This window comes from Pseudomonas psychrophila HA-4, from assembly GCF_000282975.1.
GTDB classification, from domain to species: Bacteria; Pseudomonadota; Gammaproteobacteria; order Pseudomonadales; family Pseudomonadaceae; genus Aquipseudomonas; species Aquipseudomonas psychrophila_A.
The window spans coordinates 46,796-70,374 of the sequence record NZ_ALJC01000117.1 but is presented as its reverse complement, the minus strand read 5'-3'; the positions used below and the strand labels follow the sequence as shown (position 1 = coordinate 70,374).

Annotated in this window: 25 protein-coding genes and 1 tRNA gene; 19 read left to right on the top strand and 7 right to left on the bottom strand. The window is 55.8% G+C overall.

From position 1 onward, the window contains the following. Positions 1-74: 74 nt before the first annotated feature. From ispF to rpoS, 6 genes are all read left to right on the top strand, one after another. The gene (gene ispF / locus B347_RS0119900) at positions 75-548 is read left to right on the top strand and encodes a 2-C-methyl-D-erythritol 2,4-cyclodiphosphate synthase (RefSeq protein ID WP_019411448.1); all 474 of its coding nucleotides are present in this window, start codon (positions 75-77) and stop codon (positions 546-548) included. Then, positions 545-1,603: a tRNA pseudouridine(13) synthase TruD gene (truD, locus tag B347_RS0119895; protein ID WP_019411447.1), complete on the top strand. Its 1,059-nt coding sequence runs from the start codon at positions 545-547 to the stop codon at positions 1,601-1,603. The genes ispF and truD overlap by 4 nt, the downstream gene beginning before the upstream one ends. Next, on the top strand, positions 1,591-2,340 hold the full coding sequence (surE, locus tag B347_RS0119890; protein ID WP_019411446.1) for a 5'/3'-nucleotidase SurE: 750 nt from the start codon (positions 1,591-1,593) through the stop codon (positions 2,338-2,340). The genes truD and surE overlap by 13 nt, the downstream gene beginning before the upstream one ends. A gap of 41 nt (positions 2,341-2,381) precedes the next feature. Further along, positions 2,382-3,017, top strand: a complete 636-nt coding sequence (locus B347_RS0119885; RefSeq protein WP_192812398.1) for a protein-L-isoaspartate(D-aspartate) O-methyltransferase — start codon at positions 2,382-2,384, stop codon at positions 3,015-3,017. A gap of 210 nt (positions 3,018-3,227) precedes the next feature. Next, positions 3,228-4,055 (top strand): peptidoglycan DD-metalloendopeptidase family protein, encoded by an 828-nt coding sequence (locus B347_RS0119880; RefSeq protein ID WP_026014307.1) that lies wholly within the window; start codon positions 3,228-3,230, stop codon positions 4,053-4,055. Positions 4,056-4,163: 108 nt separating this feature from the next. Then, positions 4,164-5,168, top strand: coding sequence for an RNA polymerase sigma factor RpoS (rpoS, locus tag B347_RS0119875; protein WP_019411443.1), 1,005 nt, complete (start codon positions 4,164-4,166; stop codon positions 5,166-5,168). A gap of 753 nt (positions 5,169-5,921) precedes the next feature. Here rpoS and B347_RS0119870 read toward each other — a convergent pair. Genes B347_RS0119870 through B347_RS0119860 form a run of 3 tightly spaced genes read right to left on the bottom strand, consistent with a single transcriptional unit; the run spans position 5,922 to position 8,470 of the window. After that, on the bottom strand, positions 5,922-6,971 hold the full coding sequence (locus B347_RS0119870; protein ID WP_019411442.1) for an alkene reductase: 1,050 nt from the start codon (positions 6,969-6,971) through the stop codon (positions 5,922-5,924). A gap of 18 nt (positions 6,972-6,989) precedes the next feature. Further along, complete coding sequence (locus B347_RS0119865) at positions 6,990-8,156, bottom strand: MFS transporter (RefSeq protein ID WP_019411441.1); 1,167 nt, start codon at positions 8,154-8,156, stop codon at positions 6,990-6,992. 11 nt (positions 8,157-8,167) lie between these two features. Further along, a complete protein-coding gene (locus tag B347_RS0119860) occupies positions 8,168-8,470 on the bottom strand; it encodes an ArsR/SmtB family transcription factor (protein WP_019411440.1) in 303 nt (100 codons plus the stop codon). Positions 8,471-8,640: 170 nt separating this feature from the next. On the opposite strand from B347_RS0119860, the gene B347_RS0119855 reads away from it, so the two are divergent. Next, positions 8,641-9,225 (top strand): ACP phosphodiesterase, encoded by a 585-nt coding sequence (locus B347_RS0119855; protein WP_019411439.1) that lies wholly within the window; start codon positions 8,641-8,643, stop codon positions 9,223-9,225. A 253-nt stretch (positions 9,226-9,478) separates the two neighbouring features. Here the strand turns inward: B347_RS0119855 and B347_RS0119850 are convergent, their stop codons facing one another. Together B347_RS0119850 and olsB are read right to left on the bottom strand one after the other, a co-directional pair. After that, positions 9,479-10,291, bottom strand: coding sequence for a lysophospholipid acyltransferase family protein (locus tag B347_RS0119850; protein ID WP_019411438.1), 813 nt, complete (start codon positions 10,289-10,291; stop codon positions 9,479-9,481). Next, entirely contained in the window at positions 10,291-11,046 is a 756-nt protein-coding gene (gene olsB, locus B347_RS0119845; protein ID WP_019411437.1) for an L-ornithine N(alpha)-acyltransferase, read from the bottom strand. Before olsB ends, B347_RS0119850 begins: the two co-directional genes overlap by 1 nt. Positions 11,047-11,277: 231 nt before the next feature. Between olsB and B347_RS0119840 the strand changes: the two genes are divergently transcribed. The 12 genes from B347_RS0119840 (at position 11,278) to B347_RS0119785 (ending at position 22,329) form a co-directional block, all read left to right on the top strand. Continuing rightward, positions 11,278-11,868 (top strand): YceI family protein, encoded by a 591-nt coding sequence (locus B347_RS0119840; RefSeq protein WP_019411436.1) that lies wholly within the window; start codon positions 11,278-11,280, stop codon positions 11,866-11,868. Between the two features lies 1 nt (position 11,869). Continuing rightward, a complete protein-coding gene (locus B347_RS0119835; protein WP_019411435.1) occupies positions 11,870-13,024 on the top strand; it encodes a phospholipase D-like domain-containing protein in 1,155 nt (384 codons plus the stop codon). A 148-nt stretch (positions 13,025-13,172) separates the two neighbouring features. After that, positions 13,173-13,808 (top strand): LysE family translocator, encoded by a 636-nt coding sequence (locus B347_RS0119830; RefSeq protein ID WP_026014306.1) that lies wholly within the window; start codon positions 13,173-13,175, stop codon positions 13,806-13,808. 76 nt (positions 13,809-13,884) lie between these two features. Next, entirely contained in the window at positions 13,885-15,165 is a 1,281-nt protein-coding gene (locus B347_RS0119825) for a diguanylate cyclase domain-containing protein (protein ID WP_019411433.1), read from the top strand. Between the two features lie 260 nt (positions 15,166-15,425). Beyond that, complete coding sequence (gene aztA, locus B347_RS0119820; protein WP_033388042.1) at positions 15,426-16,181, top strand: zinc ABC transporter ATP-binding protein AztA; 756 nt, start codon at positions 15,426-15,428, stop codon at positions 16,179-16,181. Beyond that, entirely contained in the window at positions 16,178-17,047 is an 870-nt protein-coding gene (locus B347_RS0119815) for a metal ABC transporter permease (RefSeq protein WP_019411431.1), read from the top strand. The genes aztA and B347_RS0119815 overlap by 4 nt, the downstream gene beginning before the upstream one ends. A 32-nt stretch (positions 17,048-17,079) precedes the next feature. Further along, positions 17,080-17,967, top strand: a complete 888-nt coding sequence (locus B347_RS0119810; protein WP_019411430.1) for a metal ABC transporter substrate-binding protein — start codon at positions 17,080-17,082, stop codon at positions 17,965-17,967. 270 nt (positions 17,968-18,237) lie between these two features. Then, complete coding sequence (locus B347_RS0119805) at positions 18,238-19,062, top strand: ABC transporter substrate-binding protein (protein ID WP_019411429.1); 825 nt, start codon at positions 18,238-18,240, stop codon at positions 19,060-19,062. Positions 19,063-19,159: 97 nt separating this feature from the next. Further along, positions 19,160-19,858: an amino acid ABC transporter permease gene (locus B347_RS0119800; protein WP_019411428.1), complete on the top strand. Its 699-nt coding sequence runs from the start codon at positions 19,160-19,162 to the stop codon at positions 19,856-19,858. Further along, positions 19,855-20,568 (top strand): amino acid ABC transporter permease, encoded by a 714-nt coding sequence (locus B347_RS0119795; protein WP_019411427.1) that lies wholly within the window; start codon positions 19,855-19,857, stop codon positions 20,566-20,568. The genes B347_RS0119800 and B347_RS0119795 overlap by 4 nt, the downstream gene beginning before the upstream one ends. Beyond that, a complete protein-coding gene (locus B347_RS0119790) occupies positions 20,568-21,311 on the top strand; it encodes an amino acid ABC transporter ATP-binding protein (protein ID WP_019411426.1) in 744 nt (247 codons plus the stop codon). Before B347_RS0119795 ends, B347_RS0119790 begins: the two co-directional genes overlap by 1 nt. 13 nt (positions 21,312-21,324) lie before the next feature. Beyond that, complete coding sequence (locus tag B347_RS0119785; protein WP_019411425.1) at positions 21,325-22,329, top strand: isopenicillin N synthase family dioxygenase; 1,005 nt, start codon at positions 21,325-21,327, stop codon at positions 22,327-22,329. A gap of 156 nt (positions 22,330-22,485) precedes the next feature. Here B347_RS0119785 and B347_RS0119780 read toward each other — a convergent pair. Then, positions 22,486-22,559 (bottom strand) — tRNA-Gly (locus B347_RS0119780). A gap of 107 nt (positions 22,560-22,666) precedes the next feature. Then, positions 22,667-23,539, bottom strand: a complete 873-nt coding sequence (locus B347_RS0119775) for an alpha/beta fold hydrolase (protein WP_026014304.1) — start codon at positions 23,537-23,539, stop codon at positions 22,667-22,669. Positions 23,540-23,579: the final 40 nt, after the last annotated feature.

Genomic DNA, 23,579 nt, shown 5'->3' with positions numbered 1-23,579 from the left:
ATGAAGCGGGAACAGACCCTAATAGCGGCCAAAGTAGGTAGAATCACGCCCTGACTTAATCGGGGCGTTTTTTTATGCGTATTGGCCACGGCTATGATGTGCACTGTTTTGCTGAAGGCGATTTTATAACCCTGGGCGGCGTGCGTATTGCCCATAAATTCGGGCTGTTGGCCCACTCTGATGGCGATGTGCTTTTGCACGCGCTCAGCGATGCATTGCTGGGCGCGGCGGCGATGGGCGACATCGGCAAACATTTTCCGGACACCGACCCGCAGTTCAAAGGCGCAGATAGCCGCGTCTTGTTGCGCCATGTAGTGGGTCTGATCCATGCCAAGGGCTGGAAGGTCGGCAATGTCGACAACACCATCATTGCTCAGGCGCCGAAAATGGCGCCGCACATCGAAACGATGCGTGCGCTGATAGCGTCGGATCTTGAGGTTGATTTGGATCAGGTAAACGTAAAAGCCACCACCACTGAAAAGCTCGGTTTCGTGGGCCGTGAAGAAGGCATCGCGGTTCACTCCATTGCGTTGTTGGTTCGCGCATGAACGAGCGTGATCTGCTGGGGCCGACCGCTTACGGCGAGCCATTGGGCTCTGCGGTGCTCAAGGCCTCGGCCGAAGATTTTCAAGTCGACGAAGTGCTTGATATTCCGTTGTCAGGCGATGGCGAGCATCTTTGGCTGTGGGTCGAAAAGCGTGGTCTGAACACCGAAGAAGCTGCGCGGCGTATTGCCAAGGCCGCAGGTGTGCCGTTGCGTACGGTCAGTTATGCAGGCCTGAAAGACCGCCAGGCGCTGACCCGTCAATGGTTCAGTGTGCAACTGCCGGGTAAGGCCGACCCTGACCTGTCGGGTGCTGAAAATGACACGCTTAAAATCCTCAAGACATCCCGACACAAGCGCAAACTGCAACGCGGTGCCCACGCGGCCAACGGTTTCACGTTGCGTCTAACGCAATTGGCCGCAGACAAAGACGCGTTGCAACAGCGTCTGGAACTGATCGCCAAGCTGGGTGTGCCAAACTATTTCGGCACGCAGCGTTTTGGCTGGCAGGGCGGCAATTTGGGCGAAGCTCGCGATTACGCGGCACGTAAAGCGCTGCCTGAACAGCGCAATGTGCGTTCGCGCCTGCTGTCTACCGCGCGCAGCTACCTGTTCAACCAAGTATTGGCGGCTCGGGTGGCCGATGGTTCTTGGCAGCGCGCACAGGTGGGCGATTTGTTGGCATTCACCGACAGCCGCAGCTTTTTCCCGGCGGGCGAGGCAGAGTGCAGCGACCCGCGTTTGGCTATCCTTGATCTTCACCCCACCGGCCCGCAGTGGGGTGAGGGTGAATCACCGACCACCGGTGCAACGCAGGTTCTGGAACAGTCGATTGCCGAACGCGAAGCCGATTTGCGCGACTGGTTGGTGCGGGCTGGAATGAGCCATGAGCGACGCATCCTGCGGCTGCCCATTGGCCGATTGACGTGGCATTATCCGCAACCAGATATTCTGCAACTGGAATTTGTACTGCCGGCCGGATGCTTCGCCACTGTTCTGGTGCGCGAACTTGTTGATCTGGTGTCTTTGGGTCAAACGGACAGCCTATGCGTATTCTGATTTCAAACGATGACGGGGTCACCGCTCCGGGGATTGCCGCGCTTTATGGCGCATTGGCTGATTACTGCGAATGCGTGGTGATTGCCCCCGAGCAAGACAAAAGTGGCGCAAGCAGTTCGCTGACGCTAGATCGTCCCCTGCATCCGCACACCTTGGCCAATGGCTTCATCAGCATTAATGGCACGCCGACCGATTGCGTGCATCTGGGCCTTAATGGCTTGTTGGCACAGCAGCCGGACATGGTGGTCTCAGGGATCAATCTGGGCGCCAACCTGGGTGATGACGTGCTCTATTCGGGCACAGTGGCGGCGGCGCTCGAAGGGCGCTTTCTGGAGCACCCTTCGTTTGCTTTTTCGCTGGTGTCGCGTCAGGTCGATAACCTGCCGACCGCTGCGTATTTTGCTCGTAAGTTGGTCGAGGCCCACCCTTTGCTCGATCTGCCGCCGCGCACGGTGCTCAACATTAATATTCCTAACTTGCCGCTTGAGAAAATCCGTGGAATTCAGCTGACCCGTTTGGGACACCGCGCGCGCGCGGCGGCCCCGGTTCGGGTTGTTGATCCTCGCGGCAAGGCCGGTTATTGGATTGCGGCGGCTGGCGATGCTGAAGACGGCGGACCGGGCACCGATTTCCATGCGGTGATGCAAGGCTATGTGTCGATCACGCCCTTGCAACTGGATCGCACCTTCAGCGATGCGTTTAAAAGCCTTGATGGTTGGCTGGAGGGCTTGGGCTGATGGCGCGCGAGCAGGATGGCCTGATGCATCGCGGCATTGGCATGACCTCTGAACGTACACGCGAGCGCCTTATTCAGCGCCTGCGTGAAGAGGGCATCGTTAACCAGAACGTGCTTGAAGTCATTCGTCGCACACCCCGACACCTGTTTGTTGACGAAGCCCTAGCACACCGGGCTTACGAAGACACAGCTCTGCCGATTGGTAACAATCAGACCATCTCCCAGCCTTATATGGTGGCGCGCATGAGCGAGCTGCTGCTGGAGGATGGGCCGCTAGATAAGGTGATGGAGATCGGTACCGGCTCGGGTTATCAGACGGCTGTGCTGTCGCAACTCGTTGAGCGGATCTTCTCGGTTGAGCGAATTAAGGTGTTGCAAGATCGGGCCAAAGAGCGGCTGCTCGAACTCAACCTGCGCAACCTGGTCTTCCGCTGGGGTGATGGCTGGGAGGGCTGGCCAGCACTGGCACCTTACAACGGTATTATCGTGACCGCTGTAGCGACGGATGTGCCCCAGGCATTGCTTGATCAACTGGCGCCCGGCGGCCGGCTGGTGATTCCAGTCGGTGCGGGTGATGTTCAACAGCTGATGCTAATCGTGCGTGAAGATCACGGTTTTGCCCGGCGGGTGATTGGCAATGTGCGCTTTGTGCCGCTGCTCAATGGGCCGCTGGCCTGAATCTTTAGATCGGCCCGGATGAATTATAAGACCGGGTTCGGGTCATAAAGCCCAGCGGGCAGGCCCTGCCTAGCATGTGTTTAACGTTAAACAATTCGTTTATGAGTTGGCTTTGCGATCTGTAAAGCTGCGCAGGCCAGTTATACTTGCGCCCATAAAGGGCCATTACTGGCGTTTTAATTTTTTAGCCATCTTCAAAGGGAGCGGCGGGTGAGTCTCACAGTCATTACGCAGCGTATGGGGACCAAAAGCTATCAGAGACTCGCGGTCGGTCTAGTGTTAAGTGCCGCTCTGGTTTTGCTGGCGGCGTGTTCCAGTGCATCCAAAACGAGTACAAGCACCGGTAGTCGCAGTGGAGTGGCCCAGCGCCCTGCAGTGACTACTGGCCAGTACGTGGTACGACGTGGCGATACCTTGTTTTCAATTGCTTTTCGCTACGGGTGGGACTGGAAAGCCCTGGCTGCACGCAACAAGATCGATGCGCCGTTTACGATCGTTCCAGGCCAGACCATTCGATTTGATGGTCGCGCAGGCACCGTACCCGCAGGAGGCTCGACTACCACCGTCGTGTCGTCCTCGGCAGGCAGCAAGACCACGGTTATCAAGCGTTCTGGCGCCACAACAACCGCGCCGGCAGCACCTGCGCCGTTGCCGGACGGGCCAGCTCCAAAGGGTTGGGGATGGCCGGCTGATGGCATTTTGATAGGTAAATTTTCTTCAAACGGTAGTTTGAATAAAGGTATTGATATTGCCGGAGATTTGGGACAGCCTGTTTTGGCTGCGTCTGATGGGTCAGTCGTATACGCCGGCAGTGGATTGAGGGGCTACGGCGAATTAGTCATCATCAAACACAGCGATACCTACGTCAGCGCCTATGGTCATAACCGCAGGTTGTTGGTTCGGGAGGGGCAGCAGGTCAAGGTCGGACAGACAATTGCCGAAATGGGGTCAACTGGTACAGACCGGGTGAAACTTCACTTTGAAATTCGCCGTCAAGGTAAACCTGTAGATCCACTGCAATTCCTTCCACGCCGTTGATCAGTTACCAGCCTGTTCCTGATGTAGTCAAAAGGAACAGGCTCCAGCGTTGCCAAGGATAAAGGCGATGCTTGAGCTTGAGGTCGAACTCACCAAAGGACTATAACAATGGCTCTCAGTAAAGAAGCGCCGGGGTTTGACATCGACGATGAGGTGCTCCTTATGGACTCCAGCATCGAAAGTGACTTGATGTCAGAAGAAAACGATTCAACCCCTACCACTCGCACCAAGTCAAAAAAAGCACCTGCTTCAAAACAGCACAAGTACATTGACTACACCCGGGCGCTTGATGCGACCCAGCTGTACCTCAATGAAATAGGCTTCTCCCCGTTGCTCTCCCCCGCAGAAGAAGTTCACTATGCGCGCTTGTCGCAGAGTGGAGATCCGGCTGGGCGAAAACGCATGATTGAAAGTAACTTGCGACTGGTGGTGAAAATCGCCCGACGCTACGTCAATCGTGGGCTATCGCTGCTAGACCTGATTGAAGAGGGCAACCTGGGACTGATTCGAGCTGTCGAGAAATTTGATCCGGAACGTGGTTTCCGCTTCTCGACCTACGCTACCTGGTGGATTCGCCAGACGATTGAACGGGCGATCATGAATCAAACCCGTACCATCCGTTTACCGATCCATGTTGTCAAAGAGCTCAACGTCTACCTGCGAGCCGCACGCGAACTCACGCAAAAGCTCGATCACGAACCTTCCCCTGAAGAAATTGCCAATCTGCTTGAAAAGCCTGTCGCAGAGGTCAAGCGTATGCTTGGGCTCAATGAGCGGGTGTCCTCGGTAGACGTTTCTTTAGGACCCGACTCAGACAAAACACTGCTTGATACCTTGACTGATGATCGGCCCACAGACCCTTGTGAGCTGCTTCAGGACGATGATTTATCGCAGAGTATTGATCAATGGCTGTCCGAACTGACAGACAAACAGCGTGAGGTGGTGATTCGCCGTTTCGGGCTGCGGGGTCATGAAAGCAGTACCCTTGAAGATGTTGGGCTGGAGATCGGCCTAACCCGTGAGCGTGTTCGACAGATCCAGGTTGAGGGGCTCAAGCGGCTGCGAGAGATTCTTGAGCGTAATGGCCTGTCGAGTGAGTCATTGTTTCAGTAAACCTAGTTTGCTGACCGAAACCCCGATTTTTCGGTAATGCTGTTCACACAAGTCATAGCGGACCCTGTAGGAGCGAAATTGCTCCTACAGTCGGTCGGACGTAGCGCTTAAGTGAACAATATTGCGAATTTTCGGGGTTTTTTTATGTGCAGCGCTAACGCACAAATGCATGGGCTTGCACGTCAGATGCTGTTGACGAAGCGCGTGCTCAGCGCACGCTCTGGGCCAGTTCTTTTAAATATGTCGGTTGGAAATGTCATGTCACGTACGAAGTTGAGCTTTATCAGCGAGCGGTTGTAAGCCTTTACTTACGTTTTCTGTAAGCCAACAGCGTAAGACGTGGTCAGGAATGACTTTTTCTTACCCTAATTTTTTTATAACTTATTGAAAATTAAAGGTTTCATTGTTTTTCGTGTCACCTTCTCGTAATAAAAATCTATAACTGGTGCGGTTGCAGCAATTTCAGAAGCCTCTAGTATCTTAAGTGTGTCGACGGATCGGCACGGCGCTCAAGGAAGAACGTTAAGGACATTGCAGGACGCAATTCATCAGGATGATGAGAAGGAACAAAAGGGATTAGGGAAAAAATGTGGGCGGGTCAAACCGCCCCTTTTTTTTGCCTGAAAAAAGTGTTTTGGCGCATGGCTCAAGCGTGACCCCGAAGAATTCAACGTAAAACGCCCAAGGCATTAATAGCCTTGGGCGTTTTGCGTTACACACACATGAAAAACCGTCCGGGTGAACCGGTCAGGCTTACAGCGTTGGGTAGTCGATGTAGCCGGCCGGGCCTTTGGAGTAGAAGGTCTCAGGATGCGCTTCATTGAGCGGTGCACCTGCCTTCAAGCGTGCTGGCAGATCAGGGTTGGCGATAAAAGGCACGCCAAACGCGACAGCATCAGCCTTGCCTTCTGCGATCCAGGCGTTGGCGCTTTCGGTCGTGAAGCGCTCGTTGACGATGTATGGACCGCCAAAGGCTGCTTTGAGCTGTGGGCCTAGGCTGTCCGGGCCTTGTGCCTCACGCGAGCAGATAAACGCGATACCGCGCTTACCCAGTTCGCTGGCCACATAGCCAAAGGTTTCAGCCAGGTTCTCATCGCCCATATCGTGCAAGTCGGCACGTGGAGACAAGTGCATGCCAACCCGGCCAGCGCCCCAGACTTCGATGATGGCATCGGTGACTTCAAGCATCAGACGTGCACGGTTCTCGACCGAGCCACCGTACTGATCAGTACGGTGGTTGGTGCTGCTTTGCAGGAACTGATCCAGCAAATAGCCGTTGGCGCCATGAATTTCAACGCCGTCAAAACCTGCTGCCTTGGCGTTCTCGGCACCGGTGCGATACGCATCGATAATGTCTGCGATCTCAGCTGTTTCCAGCGCGCGCGGTACAGGGTAATCAGCTTTTGGACGCACCAGGCTGACGTGGCCTTTGGCTGCAATGGCGCTAGGTGCAACCGGTTCTTCACCGTTCAGGTACAGCGAGTGCGAGATCCGTCCAACGTGCCACAGTTGCAAAGAGATACGGCCACCGGCGGCATGTACAGCCTTGGTGATGTTGGTCCAACCGCGCACTTGCTCGTCGGACCAGATGCCTGGGGTGTCCGGGTAGCCGACGCCCAAAGGGGTTACCGAAGTGGCTTCGCTCAAGATCAGCCCGGCAGACGCGCGCTGAACGTAGTATTCAGCCATCAGCGCGTTTGGAACTCGGCCTTCATCGGCACGGCAGCGGGTTAGCGGCGCCATAATGATGCGGTTAGGCAGTTCGAGATCGCCCAGCTTGATCGGATCAAAAATCGTGGTCATATGCAGCCCTCTCAAGGATCAGTGTGTAGCAGTGGCCAGCACGGTGTTACCGTTCTGGCGAAAAGTAATCAGGGTGACCAGCAGCGCAAGGACTGCCAGTACCGCAGCGGCCAATGGCACGCTGGTGAGGCCCAAACCGTGGGCAATTACACTGCCGCCTACCCAGGCGCCAAGTGCGTTTCCGACATTAAAAGCGCCGATATTCAGCGTGGACACTAGGTTCGGTGCCGCTTTGCCGAAGGTCACAACGTTGATTTGCAGGGCGGGCACCGCGGCAAACGAGGCGGTAGCCCACAGGAACAGCGTGATCTCGGTTGGAATCAGCGCAACGCTGGTCCAACTCAATACGGTCGACACCACCGCCATCGCGATGAAGACGCCGATCAACGTGGCCGACAAACGCTTGTCAGCCAATTTGCCGCCGATGATGTTGCCGAGGGTCAGGCCCAAGCCGATCAGTAGCAACGTCCAGGTCACGCCAGTGGGGGATACGCCGGTCACATCACCGAGCAATGGCGCGACGTAGGTAAACAGGGTGAACATCGATGCAGAAAACAGCGCGGTCATACTCAGCGAGAGCCAAATTCCGGCACCTTTGAGCGCCGCCAATTCGGACCGCATATCGAGTTTTTCCTCGTCACGCTTGGCCGGTAGAAAGCGGATAAGGCCAATTAACCCCACGACACCAATCACCGTTACAGCAAAAAACGTAGAGCGCCATCCTGCGGTCTGGCCCAGAGCAGTACCCAATGGCACGCCGAGCACGTTAGCCAGCGTGAGGCCGGTAAACATCAGTGCGACAGCAGACGCGCGCTTGTTGGCAGGCACCAGACCTGCGGCCACCACCGAGCCAATGCCGAAGAATGCGCCGTGGCACAAGGCTGTGACCACACGGGCAAACATCAGCACGTTGTAATCACTGGCCAGTGCGCAAAGCAGGTTGCCGACAATGAATATGCCCATCAACGCTACAAGAGCGGCCTTGCGCGGCAGCCTGGCCGTGGCCAGCGCCATAAAAGGCGCCCCAATAGCCACGCCCAATGCGTAACCGGTCACCAGCCAGCCAGCGCCGGGGATAGAAACACCCAGATCGGCTGCGACCTCGGGCAACAAGCCCATGATCACAAACTCAGTGGTCCCGATGGCAAAGGCGCTGAGCGCCAGGATGAGTAGCGAGAGAGGCATGGAAATCCTTGTTAAAGCTCTTGGCTCAGTTTTGTGAGGAAGGCCTGGACGGTTTCCTCATTACGTTTAAAGAAGTGCCACTGACCGACCTTTTGGCTGCTGATCAAGCCTGCCCGTTGCAAAGTGGCCAAATGGGCTGAAACAGTGGACTGCGACAGGCCGAAGCGTTGATCGAACTGCCCGGCACAGACGCCGTGCTCAGTGCTGTGATGCTGGTCAGGAAACTCGACCTGCGGATCTTTAAGCAGGCGAATGATTTCTCGGCGTACTGGGTGTGCCAGCGCTTTTATTATTTCGTCGAGGTCGATCGGCATAATGGCAGTGCTCAATGATGTGTAGCGTTATATCGCGATGAGGCGAACTTTAAATCGTAATATCGCGATATACAAATATGATTTTGATCTGAAATCAGTACAAATCGGTATATCGGGTTATAACGATATTTATAGGTTGGGCCGAATAGTGGAGTGCTAAACTGCGCGGCATGAATTATCTCGCACATCTGCACCTTGGTGGCCAGCGGCCAGAAGAATTACTCGGTAGCCTTTATGGCGACTTCGTAAAAGGGCGCCTGCAGGGCCAGTACAGCGCGGCGATTGAATCTGCTATCCAGTTGCATCGCAGCATCGACGTCTTCACTGATGCCCACCCTTTGGTTGACCAATCCTTATCGCGCTTCACCCAAACCCGACGCCGTTATGCAGGTATCGTGCTCGACGTATTCTTCGATCACTGCCTTGCCCGGGATTGGTCGAACTATGCCGAAGGCCCTTTAGAGCGCTTCACCACAGACTTCTACCAAGTTCTGGTATCGCAACCCCAGCTACCCAAGCGCCTGGCCAGCATCGCCCCGCACATGGCTGCACACGACTGGCTGGGATCCTATCGAGACTTTGGCGTGCTGGAGCAAGTCTTCAAAGGCATCGCCCGCCGCTTGACCCACCCGCAAGAACTGATGGGCGCCATGCAAGACCTGCACACCCTCTACGAACCGCTGAGCGAAGACTTTCGAGCCTTCTACCCGCAGCTACAAGCGTTTGCAGAAAAAGAAAAACAGGTCCAACAGTAGTTTTTAATCCTGCTTTTGATCTGGTTTTTGATCTTGATCTACCTGCGACTTCGGGAGGCCGAGTGTAGGCTCTGCGCAGAGGGTTGACCGGCATGGATGCCGGGAGAGCCGTGTTGGGCCATGGATGGCCCGTCACGGCGTGCCCTCGGCAGCGGCTACAAGTGTTCAGCCGGGCAAACCCCCATCTCTGGCAAGCCAGACTCCCACAGTTCTGTGGCGCGCGAAAAACCGCAGCAGGTTTAAATCTAAGTGCTTACGATCGCTGCGCAATCGGACGTAGCCTCGCAGGCTCGGCAACTGCTACAAAATCGATGTGTTCCGGTGTCCCCGTCACAACCCTCCGAATCGCTTCCTGAGCCCTAAACGCCAGCGCCGCGCGCTCCTGCTGCTGACAAACAATCGGCTCCAACAAATGAATCTCAACCTGCGCCTGCTCGTGAGAAAACAACCTCAGCAAATGCGACAGCAAATCATCATCCCCAATAAACGGCGCTATCGCGTCAGGCTCACCCTCACGCAAATAACGGATAGCCACCGGCTGCAACGACACCTCACTGTCAATCGCCGCCGACAACAGCCGTCCATGAAACGTACGCACTGAACGTCCGTCGGTCGTCGTGCCTTCAGGAAACATCAGCAACGAATGCTGTTGTCGCAAATGACCGGTCATTTGCTCGCGAATCTGCTGACTGTCACCTGCACCCCGGCGAATAAACAGACTGCCTGCCTTGGCCGCCAGCCATCCCGCCACCGGCCAGCCACGCACCTCTGCTTTGGATAAAAACGACAGCGGAGTCAGTTGCCCCAGCAACGCAATATCCGTCCACGACACATGATTACTGACCCACAACATTGGCGTTGCAGGCCGTTCGCCAAAAACCGTGACCTGAAAGGGCAGAGCATTGCTGAGGCGCTTCATGAAAAACTGCGACCAGCGCTGCCGACGGTCCATCGTGCTGTTCAGGCGCAGTTGTTCCATCACCCCAAAAATACTCGCCATGCCGAGCCCTAGGCTGACCACCGCGAGCACGCGTGCCACTCGCCCGTATCGGCGCAAGCGGCTCATTACATAGCTGCCTTGAAGTGGCGCGCATAACGCGGGCACAACTCATCACGCTTGAGCAGAATAAAAACGTCCGCTACCTGGAAATCTTCATCCCAGCAGGGCTCGCCACAAATCTTGGCGCCTAGGCGCATGTAGGCTTTGAGCAGCGGCGGCATTTCGGCGATAACGTTGGCCGGCACTTCCAGCGCCGGCAGCGGCTTTTTGGGGTCTGCACGCAAGTGCTCAGTGCACAGATAGCGCTCGCGCAGACGTTGCATGATCGCCTGGGCCTGAATGCCGCCATCTTGCATCGGAATGCTCGCGCAACCCATCAGGTAGTGGTAGTCGCCCTGATTGAGGACTTCAGCCAATTCGCCCCATAACACCGCAATGGTGCCGCCATTGCGGTAGGCCGGATCGACACACGTACGGCCAATCTCAAGGATCGGCCCTTGCAGGTGCGCCAGCCCGTGCAGGCTGAATTCTTGCTCGCTGTAAAAGTGACCGATGTTTCGCGCGGCACTGTGGTCCAGCAGACGCGTGGTGGCGACTAATAGGCCGGTATTGAGGTCACGCACACCAATGTGGTCGCAGTGAGCATCGTAATCGTCTATGTCCAGACCCCGTTCTGCACTTTTCAACTTGGCGTTTAGCTCGCCACTGAAGACCCGAAAGCGCAAGGCTTGAGCCTCGCGCAAGGCCTCTGGGCCAAGCAAACGTTCTGCCTGCAGTCGGCGTTCTTGAGCGGTGTCGCGGATACGGGCGATCTGGGCCATTGCGAATCTCCGTGCAGGTATCAAGCCTGCCTTGTCGACTGAGGTGTGCAATCTCAGGCTAAGGAGCAGCAGTGTCATGACCATGACAATTGGGTGATGCTTGTATGACAGCCGATTTGGGTTTAAAGGAACTGGCGTGGCAGATAAGTGTTCAGAGACGCTGTAATAATAATCTGCCCAGACAGCTTGACTCGGGGTACTGTTCTTTCCTTTTCTTGCCGATGAGTGTCTATGTTTAAAGCGTTTTTATCTTCAACCTGCGCCCTGTTATTGACCTTGGGTGTCAGCCTGTCTGCTCAGGCCAATTGGTACTTGGACGGTGAGTCATCCCGTCTTGCATTTATCACCACGCAAAATGCCAATGTCGCGAACATGCACCGTTTTTTGGTGTTGCACGGCAAAGTGGACCGAAAGGGACAGGCGCAATTGCGCATCGAAATGGACTCGGTCAACAGCGCGGTGCCTTTGCGCGATGAGCGTATGCGCGATCAGTTGTTCGATTTCAAGCACTTCCCGGAGGCGCGAATTACCGCGCAAATAAACCTGCAACCCATCAACGACCTTGCGCCTGGCGCGCAACTGGAATTGCACTTGCCGGTGACTGTCCATTTGCGTGACAAGCAGCACACCTATGAGGCCGAACTGTTGGCGACACGTCTGGACGAGCATCGTTTTCAAGTCGTGACCCTGGAGCCACTGATGTTGCAAGCCGAAGATTTTGGTTTGCAGCCAGAACTTGAAAGTCTGCGTAAATTGGCCGGATTGTCGGCTATCAGCTTTTCAGTACCGGTGAGTGCGGTGCTGATCTTCACGGCCCGTTGATATGGCTGGCGCAGTGTTTCCATGGCGCAGCGCCAATCAGTTCGAACTGCTGATAGATGGTCCTGCATTTTTTCCGCGCATGTTGGCGGCCATCGATCAGGCGCACGCACACATTGATCTTGAGTTCTATCTGGTTGAAGCCGGAAACTGCGCTGAAACTATCGTCCATGCACTTGAACACGCTGCCCGGCGTGAGGTGCGGGTGCGCTGCTTGTTCGATGGCTATGGCAGCCTTGCGTTTACCTCGGACTTGCGTCGCAGGCTGACAGAGGCCGGTGTTGAACTTCGGTTTTACAACCCGCTGAGCTGGCGCCGTGGCCTGAATAATCTGTACCGCGACCACCGCAAGTTGCTGCTGGTGGATCAGCAGTTAGCGGTGGTGGGCGGCACGGGTGTCACCGATGAGTTTTGGCAGCCTCTGGGAAACACCTGTGACTGGCATGAAGTCATGGTCGAGATCCAAGGCCCGCTGGTTCAAGACTGGCAGATGCTGTTTGAGCGTCAATGGCGCGCCAACATCAGCCGAAAAGCATGGAAGCCCGCCAGGCATTTCGGGCTTGTGCGGCTGCCACGAGTGCCTGAAAAGGGCGAGGGCATGGGCCGCGTAGCCTATGCCGATGCCCATCAGCATCGCGATATTGTGCATTCGCTGGTGCGGGCCATTAACAGCGCCAAACAGAATATCTGGTTGGCTACGCCTTATTTTTTACCGACTTGGAGTGTTCGGCGCTCGCTGCGCCGTGCGGCCAATCGGGGGGTTGATGTGCGTCTGCTGCTGACGGGCCCGCGCACCGATCACCCGTCTGTACGTTATGCCGGGCATCGTTACTACCCGCGACTGCTTAAATCCGGGGTGCAGATATTTGAATATCAGCCGCGTTTTTTGCATCTGAAAATGGTCCTGATCGACGGGTGGACCAGCATCGGTTCTTGCAACTTTGATCACTGGAACCTGCGCTTCAACCTTGAGGCCAACCTTGAAGCGTTCGACCCCGCGCTGACTCAGGCGGTGACCGCCAGTTTCATTGCAGACTTCGCCCAGAGCCAGCCCATCAGCTTGCAAACCTGGCAGTCACGGCCACTGTGGGGGCGAGTTAAACAGCGTATCTGGGGCTGGGTTGACCGGTTGGTGGTGAATTATTTTGGGCGTCGATAAGGCCTTGACGGTCTAAACGCTAGGTTTTGCTGAAGATTGATGGCGTTTTGCCTGATGTGCAGTTACATAACGTTTCAGAATGTGCAAAATCGAACAACTTCACGGGCGACTGAAGCGCGTGAAGCATGATTTTTCTGGAGCGTTGCGCATGACACCTTCGTTGTTGCTGGCCGTTCTGGCCTCGGGCTTTATCTATGGCATCACTCCCGGACCAGGCGTCCTCGCTGTTTTTGGGATTGGCGCTACCCGCGGGCGTCGTGCGGGCGCTGGATTTCTCTGCGGTCATTTGTTGGGGGATGTCATTTGGTGCAGCACAGCGCTGATTGCGATTGTGGGTGCGCGCGAATTTGGCAGTACCGCTTTCAATGTGCTCGGCCTGCTCAGCGGTCTTTATCTGTTTTGGCTGGGCCTGCGTGCCGTGCGGGCCAAGCGCAGTAGCGGGGCGCAGCAAGGCCCTGCACGGCAGCCCTTTGCCCACGGTATTTTCTTCGGTTTGACCAATCCCAAAGCCTATCCGGTGGCCGTGGCGACGTTTACTGCGCTGCTGTCAGGACGTGCCGAACTGCTGACCTGGTCCATGCTGCCTTGGCTTATCGCATTGAGCTTTGTGGGTGGGGCGCTGGCTTACGCGATCTTGATCGGGATCGTGGGGGCAGGACATGTTCGGGCGCTGTATCAACGCCATGAATTGCTGATTACACGTTTGTGCGGCCTGATGTTTATCGGTTTTGCGATCAGTGCCTTGGCGCATGCACTGCCGGGGTTGGTGAGCAGTAACGATTGAGGTGAACTGCAAGGAGTGCAGCGTGCGAGTGACAGGGATGGATGCTTACCTTCGACCCTGAGGCATAGAACACGCTATGGACATCAAAGAATACCTGTCACAAGCCAGTTTTATTGACCTGTTGCTGGATGCGGTCTGTGTCGTCGACCGTCATGGGCATTTCGTTTATGTCAGTGCGGCCTGTGAACGCGTGTTCGGCTACGAACAACACGAACTGATCGGCCGCCCCATGATTGAGCTGGTTTTGCCCGCGGATCATGAGCGCACGTTACGTGCCGCCAGTGAAGTCATGGGCGGCAAGCCTCAGCTCAACTTCGAGAACCGCTACCTGCGCAAGGATGGGCGCGTGGTCCATATTTCATGGACTGCGCGCTGGTCCGAGACCTATCAACTGCGCGTCGCTGTCGCCCGTGACATCACTGAACGCAAACAGGCCGAGTCGCGGCAATTGGCGCTGTTTGCCATCTCCGAAGCCGCCCATGCCGCTGAGAATTTGTTAGCGCTGTTCAAGCGTGTGCACCAACTGATTGGTCAATGGTTACCGGCGTTGAATTTTGCGGTAGCGCTCTGTGACCAGTCCCAAGGCTCATTTGATTTCCCCTATCACGTTGCTGAACACGCTGAACATTCGATGTTTGAGATGGATCGGCTATGTGACCAAGTGATTCGCAGCGGACTGCCTGTGCTGCACAGCGTTCAGGATTCGCCATCGTGGCTGGGCGTCCCGCTGACCACGCAAAACGGCATCATCGGAGTACTGCTGGTGATGAGTTCAGCAGCAAGCGAGTGCTACACCGAGTCACACAAAGAACTGCTGCTGTTCGTGTCGGCACAGGTAGCAGCGGCCATCGAACGGCAAAAGCTGCATGCTCGCTTGCAGTATCTGGCGCAACACGACGCGCTGACACGCTTGCCCAATCGTGATTTTCTCTATGAGCGTTTGAACAGCGCGCTGGCCCGTGCAAAACGCGAGCACGCGTATTTGGCTGTGCTGTATGTGGACCTGGACGACTTTAAGCTCGTCAACGATAGCTACGGACATGCTGTCGGCGATGCGCTGTTGCAACAGGTGGCGCTGCGTTTGAAGGCGTGCGTCCGTGAAAGCGACACGGTTGCCAGAATGAGTGGGGACGAATTTGTGCTGGTGTTGGAAAACATCAAGCATCCAGCGCATGGGTTAATCGTGGCACAAAAAGTTCGCAAGGATCTCAGCCAGCCAATACAGCTTGACGGTCACGTGCTCAACATCGTGCCCAGCATTGGTATTGCCGTGTACCCCGAGCACGGTGATGACTCCCAGCAGTTGCTGCACCACGCGGACACGGCGATGTACTCGATTAAAAAGAACGGATATTGAATAAGACAGCCCAGGCTCTGGGTGCATAGGCATTTTCAGCGTTCGATGACCGGTTCAGATATTCACTAGGCATAATCATTTATCGGGATGTAATATCATTACATTATATTTCGAGCGACCCGCGTGAAGACTTCTCTATCCCCCCTTGTTGGCGCAATTGCCGGTTCTGCACTGGCTCAATCTGCGGGTAGGCGACTGCTGGTATCTGTGGCCATTTTGGTTGTGTTGTGGCTGGGTATTGCATGGGCGGTGTCTATTCCATGAGTGCAGTCAGGATTAGCCTTGATGACCTTACCGTCACGTATGAACGCCGCCCCGCGGTGCATCACATCAGTGGGTGTTTTGAGGCAGGCAGCCTCACGGCGATTGTTGGCCCCAATGGCGCTGGCAAATCAACGCTGATTAAAGCCATTGCCGGGACGTTAAAACCTGCCGCCGGGCGAGTCGATCGCGGCAGCCTTGCGCTGCACAATGTTGGTTATCTACCGCAAGCCGCCGAAATCGACCGCAGCTTTCCGTTAAATGTTGCAGACACAGTGATCATGGGCGCGTGGCGCAGCATCGGCGCTTTTCGCGGTGTCAGTCGCGAGCAGGCTCGGCAGGCACAAGAGGCGTTGCTGGCAGTAGGACTTGAAGGGTTTGAACGTCGCAGTGTCGGGTCGCTTTCAGCGGGGCAATTTCAGCGGGTGTTGTTTGCACGCTTATTGATGCAGAACGCGGCAGTCATTCTTTTGGACGAGCCGTTCACTGCCATTGACGCCCGTACCACGCAAGATCTGCTGAAGCTGATCCGCGACTGGCATGGTCAGGGCCGTACCGTGATCGCGGTTTTGCACGACATAGACCAAGTTCGCAAACACTTTCCCAACACGCTGCTGATGGCGCGCGAAGCGATTGCCTGGGGCGACACCGACACCGTTTTGCACGCCGACAATTTGCGTCGGGCGCGCAACATGGCGGAGTACTGGAGCGATGACGCAACCCCCTGCGCGATGAATGAGGAGCAGCAGTCATGATGATTTATCAGACGTTGATTCAGCCTTTTGTCGAGTTTGGTTTTATGCGCAGAGCCCTGATCGCCTGCCTGGCGCTGGGTATCGGCTCTGGCCCGGTTGGCGTGTTGTTGATGTTGCGGCGCATGAGTTTGGTGGGAGACGCCATGAGTCATGCGGTGTTGCCGGGAGCCGCGGTGGGCTTTCTGTTTGCAGGTTTGTCATTGCCCGCGATGGGGTTTGGCGGATTGATCGCAGGTCTCTTGGTGGCCTTGCTGTCAGGGCTGGTCAGCCGATTCACGAGCCTGCGTGAAGACGCCAGTTTCGCGAGCTTTTATCTGACGTCTTTGGCCGCAGGCGTGCTTATTGTTTCGTTGCATGGTTCCAGCGTGGACCTGCTGCATGTGCTGTTCGGCACGATTTTGGCCATTGATAATCCGGCCATTTTCATGGTCGGTGGCATCGCCTCATTTACCTTGATCGTACTCGCACTGATTTATCGACCGCTGGTGCTGGAGTGTTTTGATCCCGGGTTCTTGCGTGCAGTCGGCGGCAGCGGATCGCTCTATCATGTGCTGTTTCTGTTGCTGGTCGTGCTCAACCTGGTGGCGGGCTTCCAGGCACTTGGCACATTGATGGCCGTGGGCATGATGATCATCCCTGCGACCGTCTCGCGGTTCTGGGCCACATCCTTAAGCGCGCTGATGATCATCTCGACCTTGGTTGCCACCTTGTCAGGCTTTATTGGCTTGATCGTGTCCTTCCATGCCGGCGTCGCTTCCGGCCCCGCGATTGTGCTGACCGCCAGCGCCTTTTATGTGTTTTCGCTGCTGTTCGGGCGCAGCGGAATTGTGCGCCGCCTGTTCCCGAAAGCGCATCTCGCCCACTGATTTCAGGCACGCAAAAAGAAGAGGGGATTCCAATGAAGCCGTTAACACTGCTGGCTGCTGTTTTCGCATTGTCGAGTATTGCCGGCCTTGCTCAGGCCAAACCCATCGAAGCGGTGGCGTCGTTCACCGTCATCGCCGACATGGTGCATAACGTGGGCGGCGACCATGTGCACGTGACCTCACTGATTGGCCCCAACGGCGACCCGCATGCCTACGAACCCACACCTAATGATGCGCAAGCGTTGAAGCGAGCCGATATCGTTTTTGTCAGTGGTTTGCACTTGGAAGGGTGGCTGGATCGCTTGATCAAAGCCTCGGGTTACCAAGGCCAGCCGGTGGTGCTGTCCAATGGCATCAAGACCCGCAGCATGGAGGAAGATGGCAAGCAGATCACCGACCCGCATGCCTGGAACAGTGCAGCGAATGGCGTGGTCTATGTGCGCAATATCATCAGTGCCTTGCAGAAGGCCGACCCGGACAACGCCAGCGATTATCAAGCCAAGGGCGAGCAGTACATCAAGCAGTTGGAACAGCTTGATGCTTATGCCCGCGCGCAGGTTCAGGCAATCCCGGGTGACAAACGCAAGGTTCTGACCTCGCATGATGCGTTTGGTTACTTCGGCGATGCTTACGGCGTGACCTTCCTGTCACCGCTGGGCTTTTCGACAGAAACTGAAGCGTCCGCGGCGGATGTGGCCACGTTGATCAAACAGATCAAGCAAGAGCACGTCAGTACCTACTTCTTCGAAAACTCCAGTGACCCGCGGCTGGTCAAGCAAATCGCTAATGCCAGCGGCGCGCAACCGGGTGGTGAGCTTTACGTTGAATCGCTGTCACCTGTTGATGGCCCGGCGCCGACGTATGCGCAAATGTTCCGCTACAACGTCGACAAGCTGACGGCGGCCATGAAGGGCAATTAAAGCGTCTGTACTCTGTGGGCGCGGGCTTGCTCGCGATTGGGTCGACAAGGTGTAACAGATAGGCCGAGTCGTCTGCATCGCGAGCAAGCCCGCGCCCACAAGGAGGAATGGCACTCGTCACAGCTGCCCGATAATCATTAATGCGATATAGATATATTAAATAGTTCTTTTATCTCTTTAAGTTCTGGTTGTTAGTATCCAAGGCTAATGGCCTGCACTGCTGATCAGTGGCGGGGTCACGTTCTTAAGTTTTTCTTTTGAGATCCTGAGATGAGAATTAGCCTTCTGAGTTCGGCCGTTGCAGTTGCGTTGTCTCTCGTGAGCGCTGGCGTTTTTGCCGATGTCGCCGCCATCAAAAACAAGGGTGAGATTGTGATCGGTACCTTGGGTACTGATGAGCCCAACAGTTTCGTCGACCCTAAGACCCGCCAGATCATTGGTTACGAGATCGATCTGGGCAATGAAATTGCCAAGGACCTGGGCGTTAAGCCGGTCTACAAACAGATCGCCGTAGCGGCGCGCATTCCAGAGTTGCAACAGGGGCGAGTTGATCTGCTGGCCGCTTCGCTGACTCACAACAAAGAACGTGAAGCGTTGGTCGATTTTTCGAATTCGGTGTTGATTACTGGGCAAAAAGCCTTGGTGAAAAAATCCAGCGGCGTTACTGCGCTTGATCAACTGGCCGGGGAAAAAATTCTGACCGTGAAAGGCGGTACTCAGGAACCCAACATCCTCAAGGCGCTGCCTACTGCTAAAGTTGTGACCTTTGACACCTCGCAACAAGCGCTGCTGGCGTTGCAACAAGGCAAAGGCAAGGCCTTCGTCGATGATGAGTCGGCCCTGACTAACGATTACGCAAAGATCGGCGCAGCCGCCAAGGGCTACGCAATCCTCCCTGAAAACCTCAGCACCGAAGCGTTGGCGCTGGCGGTTCGCAAAGACAGCGGCGACTTGAAAGTGGCAGTCGACAAAACGCTCGCGCGTCTTGAAAGCTCGGGTGAGGCCGAGAAGTTGTACCTGAAATGGTACGGCCCCGGCACCAAATCGAACCAGGCCGAGCGTCATTTCAAGATCGACTCCGATCAGGTTGAGTAACCGCTGCCATTAGGCGGGCTGGTCGTGACATTGCTGGTCTGGTAACCCCAGGCAACGCCAATGAATGGCCAGCCGGTCTCCAAGAGTTTTACGCGTGATGCCGGATTTTGATTATTCGTTACTCCTGAGCGGTCAATACCACGACATGCTGCTCAGTGGCTTGATGCTGTCTATAAAGCTCGCCTGTGTCACGTTAGTGTGCTCACTCCCGTTGGCACTGTTCATTGCTTTGCTGCGCCTGTCACCCGTGCGGCCGCTGCAATGGCTGGGTTTTGCCTACGTTGAATCAATCCGCAATATTCCGTTGCTGGCGCACATGTTGTTCTGGTATTTCGCTGCGCCCGAGTTTCTGCCTGAGTCCTTACGCGAGTGGCTCTACGCCGGCAACATTGAAGCCATCAGCGCCATCGTCGCGTTGACGCTGTACACCGCAGCCTTTATGAGCGAAGACATTCGCAGCGGTATCCGCGCGATCCCTATCGTGCAACTGGAAGCCGGGCGAGCCCTGGGTTTTGGTTACCTTGAGAGCATGCGTCTGGTGGTCTTGCCGCAAGCCTTGCGGGTGACCATTGCGCCGCTGATCTCGCAAACCCTCAATCTGTGGAAAAACACCAGCATCGCCACGGTGGTCGGTGTGGCCGAGTTGATGTATCAGGCCGGGCAGGTTGAAACCGCAACATTCCGCAGCCTTGAATCCTTTGCCTTTGCCACATCGGCCTATCTCAGCGTGTCGCTGCTGATTACCGGTGCTGCGGCGTGGTATCAACACCGCTACGTGCAGGCGAAATCACGATGACCACAGTAGAGTTGATCGATTCGTACTGGGTGTATTTCTTAGTGGGTCAATACCCCAACGGGCCGCTCGGCGGGCTGGCACTGACCTTGATCCTGGCGTCTGCTGCGCTGGTATTGGCAATGCCGCTGGGCGTGTTGTTCGGCTTGGCGCGGCTCAGCCCGTGGCGCTGGCTGCGTTGGCCGGTTACGGCGTTGGTGTTTGTGGTGCGCGGCACCCCGTTATTGATGGTGATTTTTTGGGCGTACTTTTTTCTGCCCAGCCTCACCGGATTCAAGACCGACCAGTTCACCACCATGCTGATTGCACTGGTGATCTTCGACGCGGCGTACCTGTCTGAGATCGTTCGCGCCGGGGTGCAGGGGCTGGATCGCGGGCAGGTGGAAGCATCCCGTTCGCTGGGGTTCGGCTATTGGCGCACGATGCGCTGGGTGGTCCTGCCGCAGGCGTTGCGCACGATGCTGCCTTCGCTGGTTAACCAGTTTGTCTCGACGATCAAGGAAACCTCATTGGGCTACATCATTGGCCTCACGGAAATCTCCTTTATCGCCTCGCAGATCAACACGCAGGTATTCACCATGCCAGCTCAGGTCTACCTGATTCTGGGGCTCACGTATTTTGTGTCGTGCTTTGGCCTGTCACGTTTCGCCTTCTGGCTTGAGAGGCGTCAGACGCAACGTGTTTCCTTAACTGACAACAGCAAGGTGACCTGATGATTCGTCTGGAAAAAGTTAACAAGTGGTACGGCACCTATCAGGCGCTGGTGGATGTCGATGAGCACATTGCCAAGGGCGAAGTGGTGGTGATTTGCGGGCCGTCGGGGTCGGGTAAATCGACCCTGATCCGCACCCTTAATCGCCTGGAGCCGATCAAGTCCGGGCGCATCCTGATAGATGGTCAGGACATCCACGCCAAGGACCTGGACCTGAACCAGTTTCGTTCACACATCGGCTTTGTGTTTCAGCAGTTCAACCTGTTTCCACACCTCACCGTGCTGGAAAACTGCACATTGGCGCCCATTCGGTTGCGTGGCCTGAGCCGTGCAGACGCCGAAAAAGAAGCCATGGTGTTGCTCGATCGTGTGGGGCTCGCGCACAAGGCGAGCGCGTTTCCGATCAATTTATCCGGTGGTCAGCAGCAGCGCGTGGCCATTGCTCGGGCGCTGGCGATGCGCCCACCGCTGATGCTGTTTGACGAGCCCACCAGTGCGCTCGACCCGGAGATGGTTGGGGAAGTGTTGTTGGTGATGCGTGATCTGGCCCGCGATGGCATGACCATGGTCGTGGTGACCCACGAGATGGGCTTTGCCCGTGAAGTGGCCGACCGGGTTTTATTTATGGATCAGGGCCGAGTACTTGAGCGAGCGCCTGCCGAGCGCTTTTTCCAGAACCCGGAACATCCGCGCACACAGAAATTTTTGGCGGATATCCGAACACCTTTTTCGTCTGCCGTTTGAGGGCTGAGTGGCCATGAACACTGCGATCCGAGAGTTACCCATCATTGATGTGGCGCCATTGTTCACTGCAAGCGGGCGCAGTGAAGTCGCTGAGCACATCAGCCGCGCCTGCCGCGAGCAGGGCTTTTTCTATGTCGTCGGGCATGGCATCGACCCGGCACTGGTACAGCGGCTGGAAACCTTGAGTCATGAGTTTTTTGCGCTGGATGAGGCCACTAAATTGCGTTGGCGGATGGAATTGGGTGGGCGAGCCTGGCGCGGTTACTTCCCGCTTGGCGGTGAGCTGACCTCCAATCGGCCAGACTGGAAAGAAGGCTTGTACTTGGGGACTGAACTGGACGAATCGGCGCCGGAAGTCGTGGCCAAAACCCCGGTTCATGGCGCAAACCTGTTTCCTGACGTCGTCGACTTTCGCGAAACCATCCTCGCCTACATGCAGGCGGTCACCCAATTGGGCCATCGTTTGATGGAAGGCGTCGCCCAGAGTCTGGGTTTGGACGAACAGTACTTTTTCGATCGCTACACCGCGGATCCACTGATTTTGTTCCGCCTGTTCAACTACCCCTCGCAACCCGTTCCAGAAGGGCTGGATGTGCAATGGGGTGTGGGCGAACACACCGATTATGGGCTGTTGACCATTCTTCATCAGGACAGCATCGGTGGCCTGCAAGTGCGTACACCCCAAGGCTGGATCGACGCGACGCCCATCCCTGGCGCATTTCTGTGCAACATCGGTGACATGCTGGACCGGATGACAGGTGGCTTGTATCGCTCGACGCCGCATCGTGTCGCACGCAACACCTCGGGGTCCGACCGGTTGTCGTTCCCGCTGTTCTTCGACCCCAACTTCAGAGCTCGGGTACAGCCTATTGCCGGTTTACCCGTGGTTGAGCAACAGGACGACAGCGCTCAGCGCTGGGATAAGACCAATGTGCATGCCTTCCACGGTGAGTATGGCGACTACTTGTTGAACAAGGTTTCAAAGGTCTTTCCACAACTGCGGGCAGATGTGCTGTGAGTGGCACAGGTTCGCGGCTTGTTCTTGGCGGTTGATGGATGAATAACAGGTACACGCTCCGCTTACAGCAACTGCGGTATGCAGATAATGATTCGACGCGAAGAGGGGAATGGCAAGAAAGAAGTAGGCGTAAGAGCCTGAAAACGCTAGGAAATATGGAGCGGGTAGAGGGAATCGAACCCTCAACTAAAGCTTGGGAAGCTTTCGTTTTGCCACTAAACTATACCCGCTCAAAGCGGCTAACTTTGTACCAGAAGTCGGCTCTGATGAGAAGTTTTTATTCTTAAAAGATGATTTTTTTGACGTTGTTTAAAACTCTTTCGTGTCGCTGGGAGCATCACAGCGCAAGCGACATGTGTTGCGTGGGTCTGGAAAATAATGAAGCGTGGGGTTTTAAAAAGTTCAGCAGGGCAATCTTGCTGATGTGACTGGCCTGCTTGTGTTCCATGTCCAGAAAGTGCCCGGTGTTTTCCAAGCAAATAAACTGGCTGTTGCGGATCGGTCGCGCAAACTGCACGACGTCGCTTGCAGCGGTGTACTCATCCCAGGCGCCATTAATAAACAGCACAGGTATTTCAATGCTCTTCGTGGCGTTGAGGTAGCACTGCTGATCGCCCGTCAGTACCTGATCAATATGAAAGTGCATTTGAGCGTATTCATGCTCGGCAAGGGTGCTGACATGCCGAAAGTTGAAGCGCTTGAACAGCGACGGCAAGTGTTTGCCTAGGGTGTCATTGACTAGGTTGCCGACTTGCGTGCGGTTGCAGTCTGCTAGGCAATTGCGACCGCGCTCCAGGTAGTTGCGCATAGGGGCGTTGATGAGCGGCGAAAAGGAGCTGATAACGGCTTTTTTGATGCGCCGTGGCGCACTCGCCAGTGCGGTCAACGCGGCTGTACCACCCCATGAAAATGACAGTAAGTACTGCGCATCAAAATGCTCGATCAACTCGAGAAGCACATGGGCTTCGAGTTCTTTAGTCAGCATTTCTTGATGCCGATTGTGCGGTTTTGACTTGCCTGCATAAGGCTGGTCGTACAGCACGACGTTCAGATATGGGTGCAGATTTTTCACGGTTTGGGCAAACGATGCGGTGGTCGCCATAGAGCCGTTGACCAGGATGATGGTGTTGTCTGCGGTATCAGAGCGATAGAACTCGGTGTGTATTCGATATTGCCCTTGAATGTCGAGCACGGCGATTTCGGGCTTCATCATGGCGTCTGACTCCAGTGAATCGAGCGTCTGTCAGGCG

Bases quoted from the DNA above. Each gene is read 5' to 3' on its own strand.
- B347_RS0119805 (WP_019411429.1), top strand. From the start codon at position 18,238: ATGAGAATTAGCCTTCTGAGTTCGGCCGTTGCAGTTGCGTTGTCTCTC.
- B347_RS0119885 (WP_192812398.1), top strand. From the start codon at position 2,382: ATGACCTCTGAACGTACACGCGAGCGCCTTATTCAGCGCCTGCGTGAA.
- B347_RS0119775 (WP_026014304.1), bottom strand. From the start codon at position 23,539: ATGAAGCCCGAAATCGCCGTGCTCGACATTCAAGGGCAATATCGAATA.
- B347_RS0119870 (WP_019411442.1), bottom strand. From the start codon at position 6,971: ATGACCACGATTTTTGATCCGATCAAGCTGGGCGATCTCGAACTGCCT.
- B347_RS0119825 (WP_019411433.1), top strand. From the start codon at position 13,885: ATGGACATCAAAGAATACCTGTCACAAGCCAGTTTTATTGACCTGTTG.
- truD (WP_019411447.1), top strand. From the start codon at position 545: ATGAACGAGCGTGATCTGCTGGGGCCGACCGCTTACGGCGAGCCATTG.
- B347_RS0119860 (WP_019411440.1), bottom strand. From the start codon at position 8,470: ATGCCGATCGACCTCGACGAAATAATAAAAGCGCTGGCACACCCAGTA.
- surE (WP_019411446.1), top strand. From the start codon at position 1,591: ATGCGTATTCTGATTTCAAACGATGACGGGGTCACCGCTCCGGGGATT.
- B347_RS0119790 (WP_019411426.1), top strand. From the start codon at position 20,568: ATGATTCGTCTGGAAAAAGTTAACAAGTGGTACGGCACCTATCAGGCG.
- B347_RS0119810 (WP_019411430.1), top strand. From the start codon at position 17,080: ATGAAGCCGTTAACACTGCTGGCTGCTGTTTTCGCATTGTCGAGTATT.
- B347_RS0119830 (WP_026014306.1), top strand. From the start codon at position 13,173: ATGACACCTTCGTTGTTGCTGGCCGTTCTGGCCTCGGGCTTTATCTAT.
- B347_RS0119785 (WP_019411425.1), top strand. From the start codon at position 21,325: ATGAACACTGCGATCCGAGAGTTACCCATCATTGATGTGGCGCCATTG.
- B347_RS0119840 (WP_019411436.1), top strand. From the start codon at position 11,278: ATGTTTAAAGCGTTTTTATCTTCAACCTGCGCCCTGTTATTGACCTTG.
- B347_RS0119850 (WP_019411438.1), bottom strand. From the start codon at position 10,291: ATGAGCCGCTTGCGCCGATACGGGCGAGTGGCACGCGTGCTCGCGGTG.
- B347_RS0119800 (WP_019411428.1), top strand. From the start codon at position 19,160: ATGCCGGATTTTGATTATTCGTTACTCCTGAGCGGTCAATACCACGAC.
- B347_RS0119795 (WP_019411427.1), top strand. From the start codon at position 19,855: ATGACCACAGTAGAGTTGATCGATTCGTACTGGGTGTATTTCTTAGTG.
- rpoS (WP_019411443.1), top strand. From the start codon at position 4,164: ATGGCTCTCAGTAAAGAAGCGCCGGGGTTTGACATCGACGATGAGGTG.
- olsB (WP_019411437.1), bottom strand. From the start codon at position 11,046: ATGGCCCAGATCGCCCGTATCCGCGACACCGCTCAAGAACGCCGACTG.
- B347_RS0119855 (WP_019411439.1), top strand. From the start codon at position 8,641: ATGAATTATCTCGCACATCTGCACCTTGGTGGCCAGCGGCCAGAAGAA.
- B347_RS0119815 (WP_019411431.1), top strand. From the start codon at position 16,178: ATGATGATTTATCAGACGTTGATTCAGCCTTTTGTCGAGTTTGGTTTT.
- aztA (WP_033388042.1), top strand. From the start codon at position 15,426: ATGAGTGCAGTCAGGATTAGCCTTGATGACCTTACCGTCACGTATGAA.
- B347_RS0119835 (WP_019411435.1), top strand. From the start codon at position 11,870: ATGGCTGGCGCAGTGTTTCCATGGCGCAGCGCCAATCAGTTCGAACTG.
- B347_RS0119865 (WP_019411441.1), bottom strand. From the start codon at position 8,156: ATGCCTCTCTCGCTACTCATCCTGGCGCTCAGCGCCTTTGCCATCGGG.
- ispF (WP_019411448.1), top strand. From the start codon at position 75: ATGCGTATTGGCCACGGCTATGATGTGCACTGTTTTGCTGAAGGCGAT.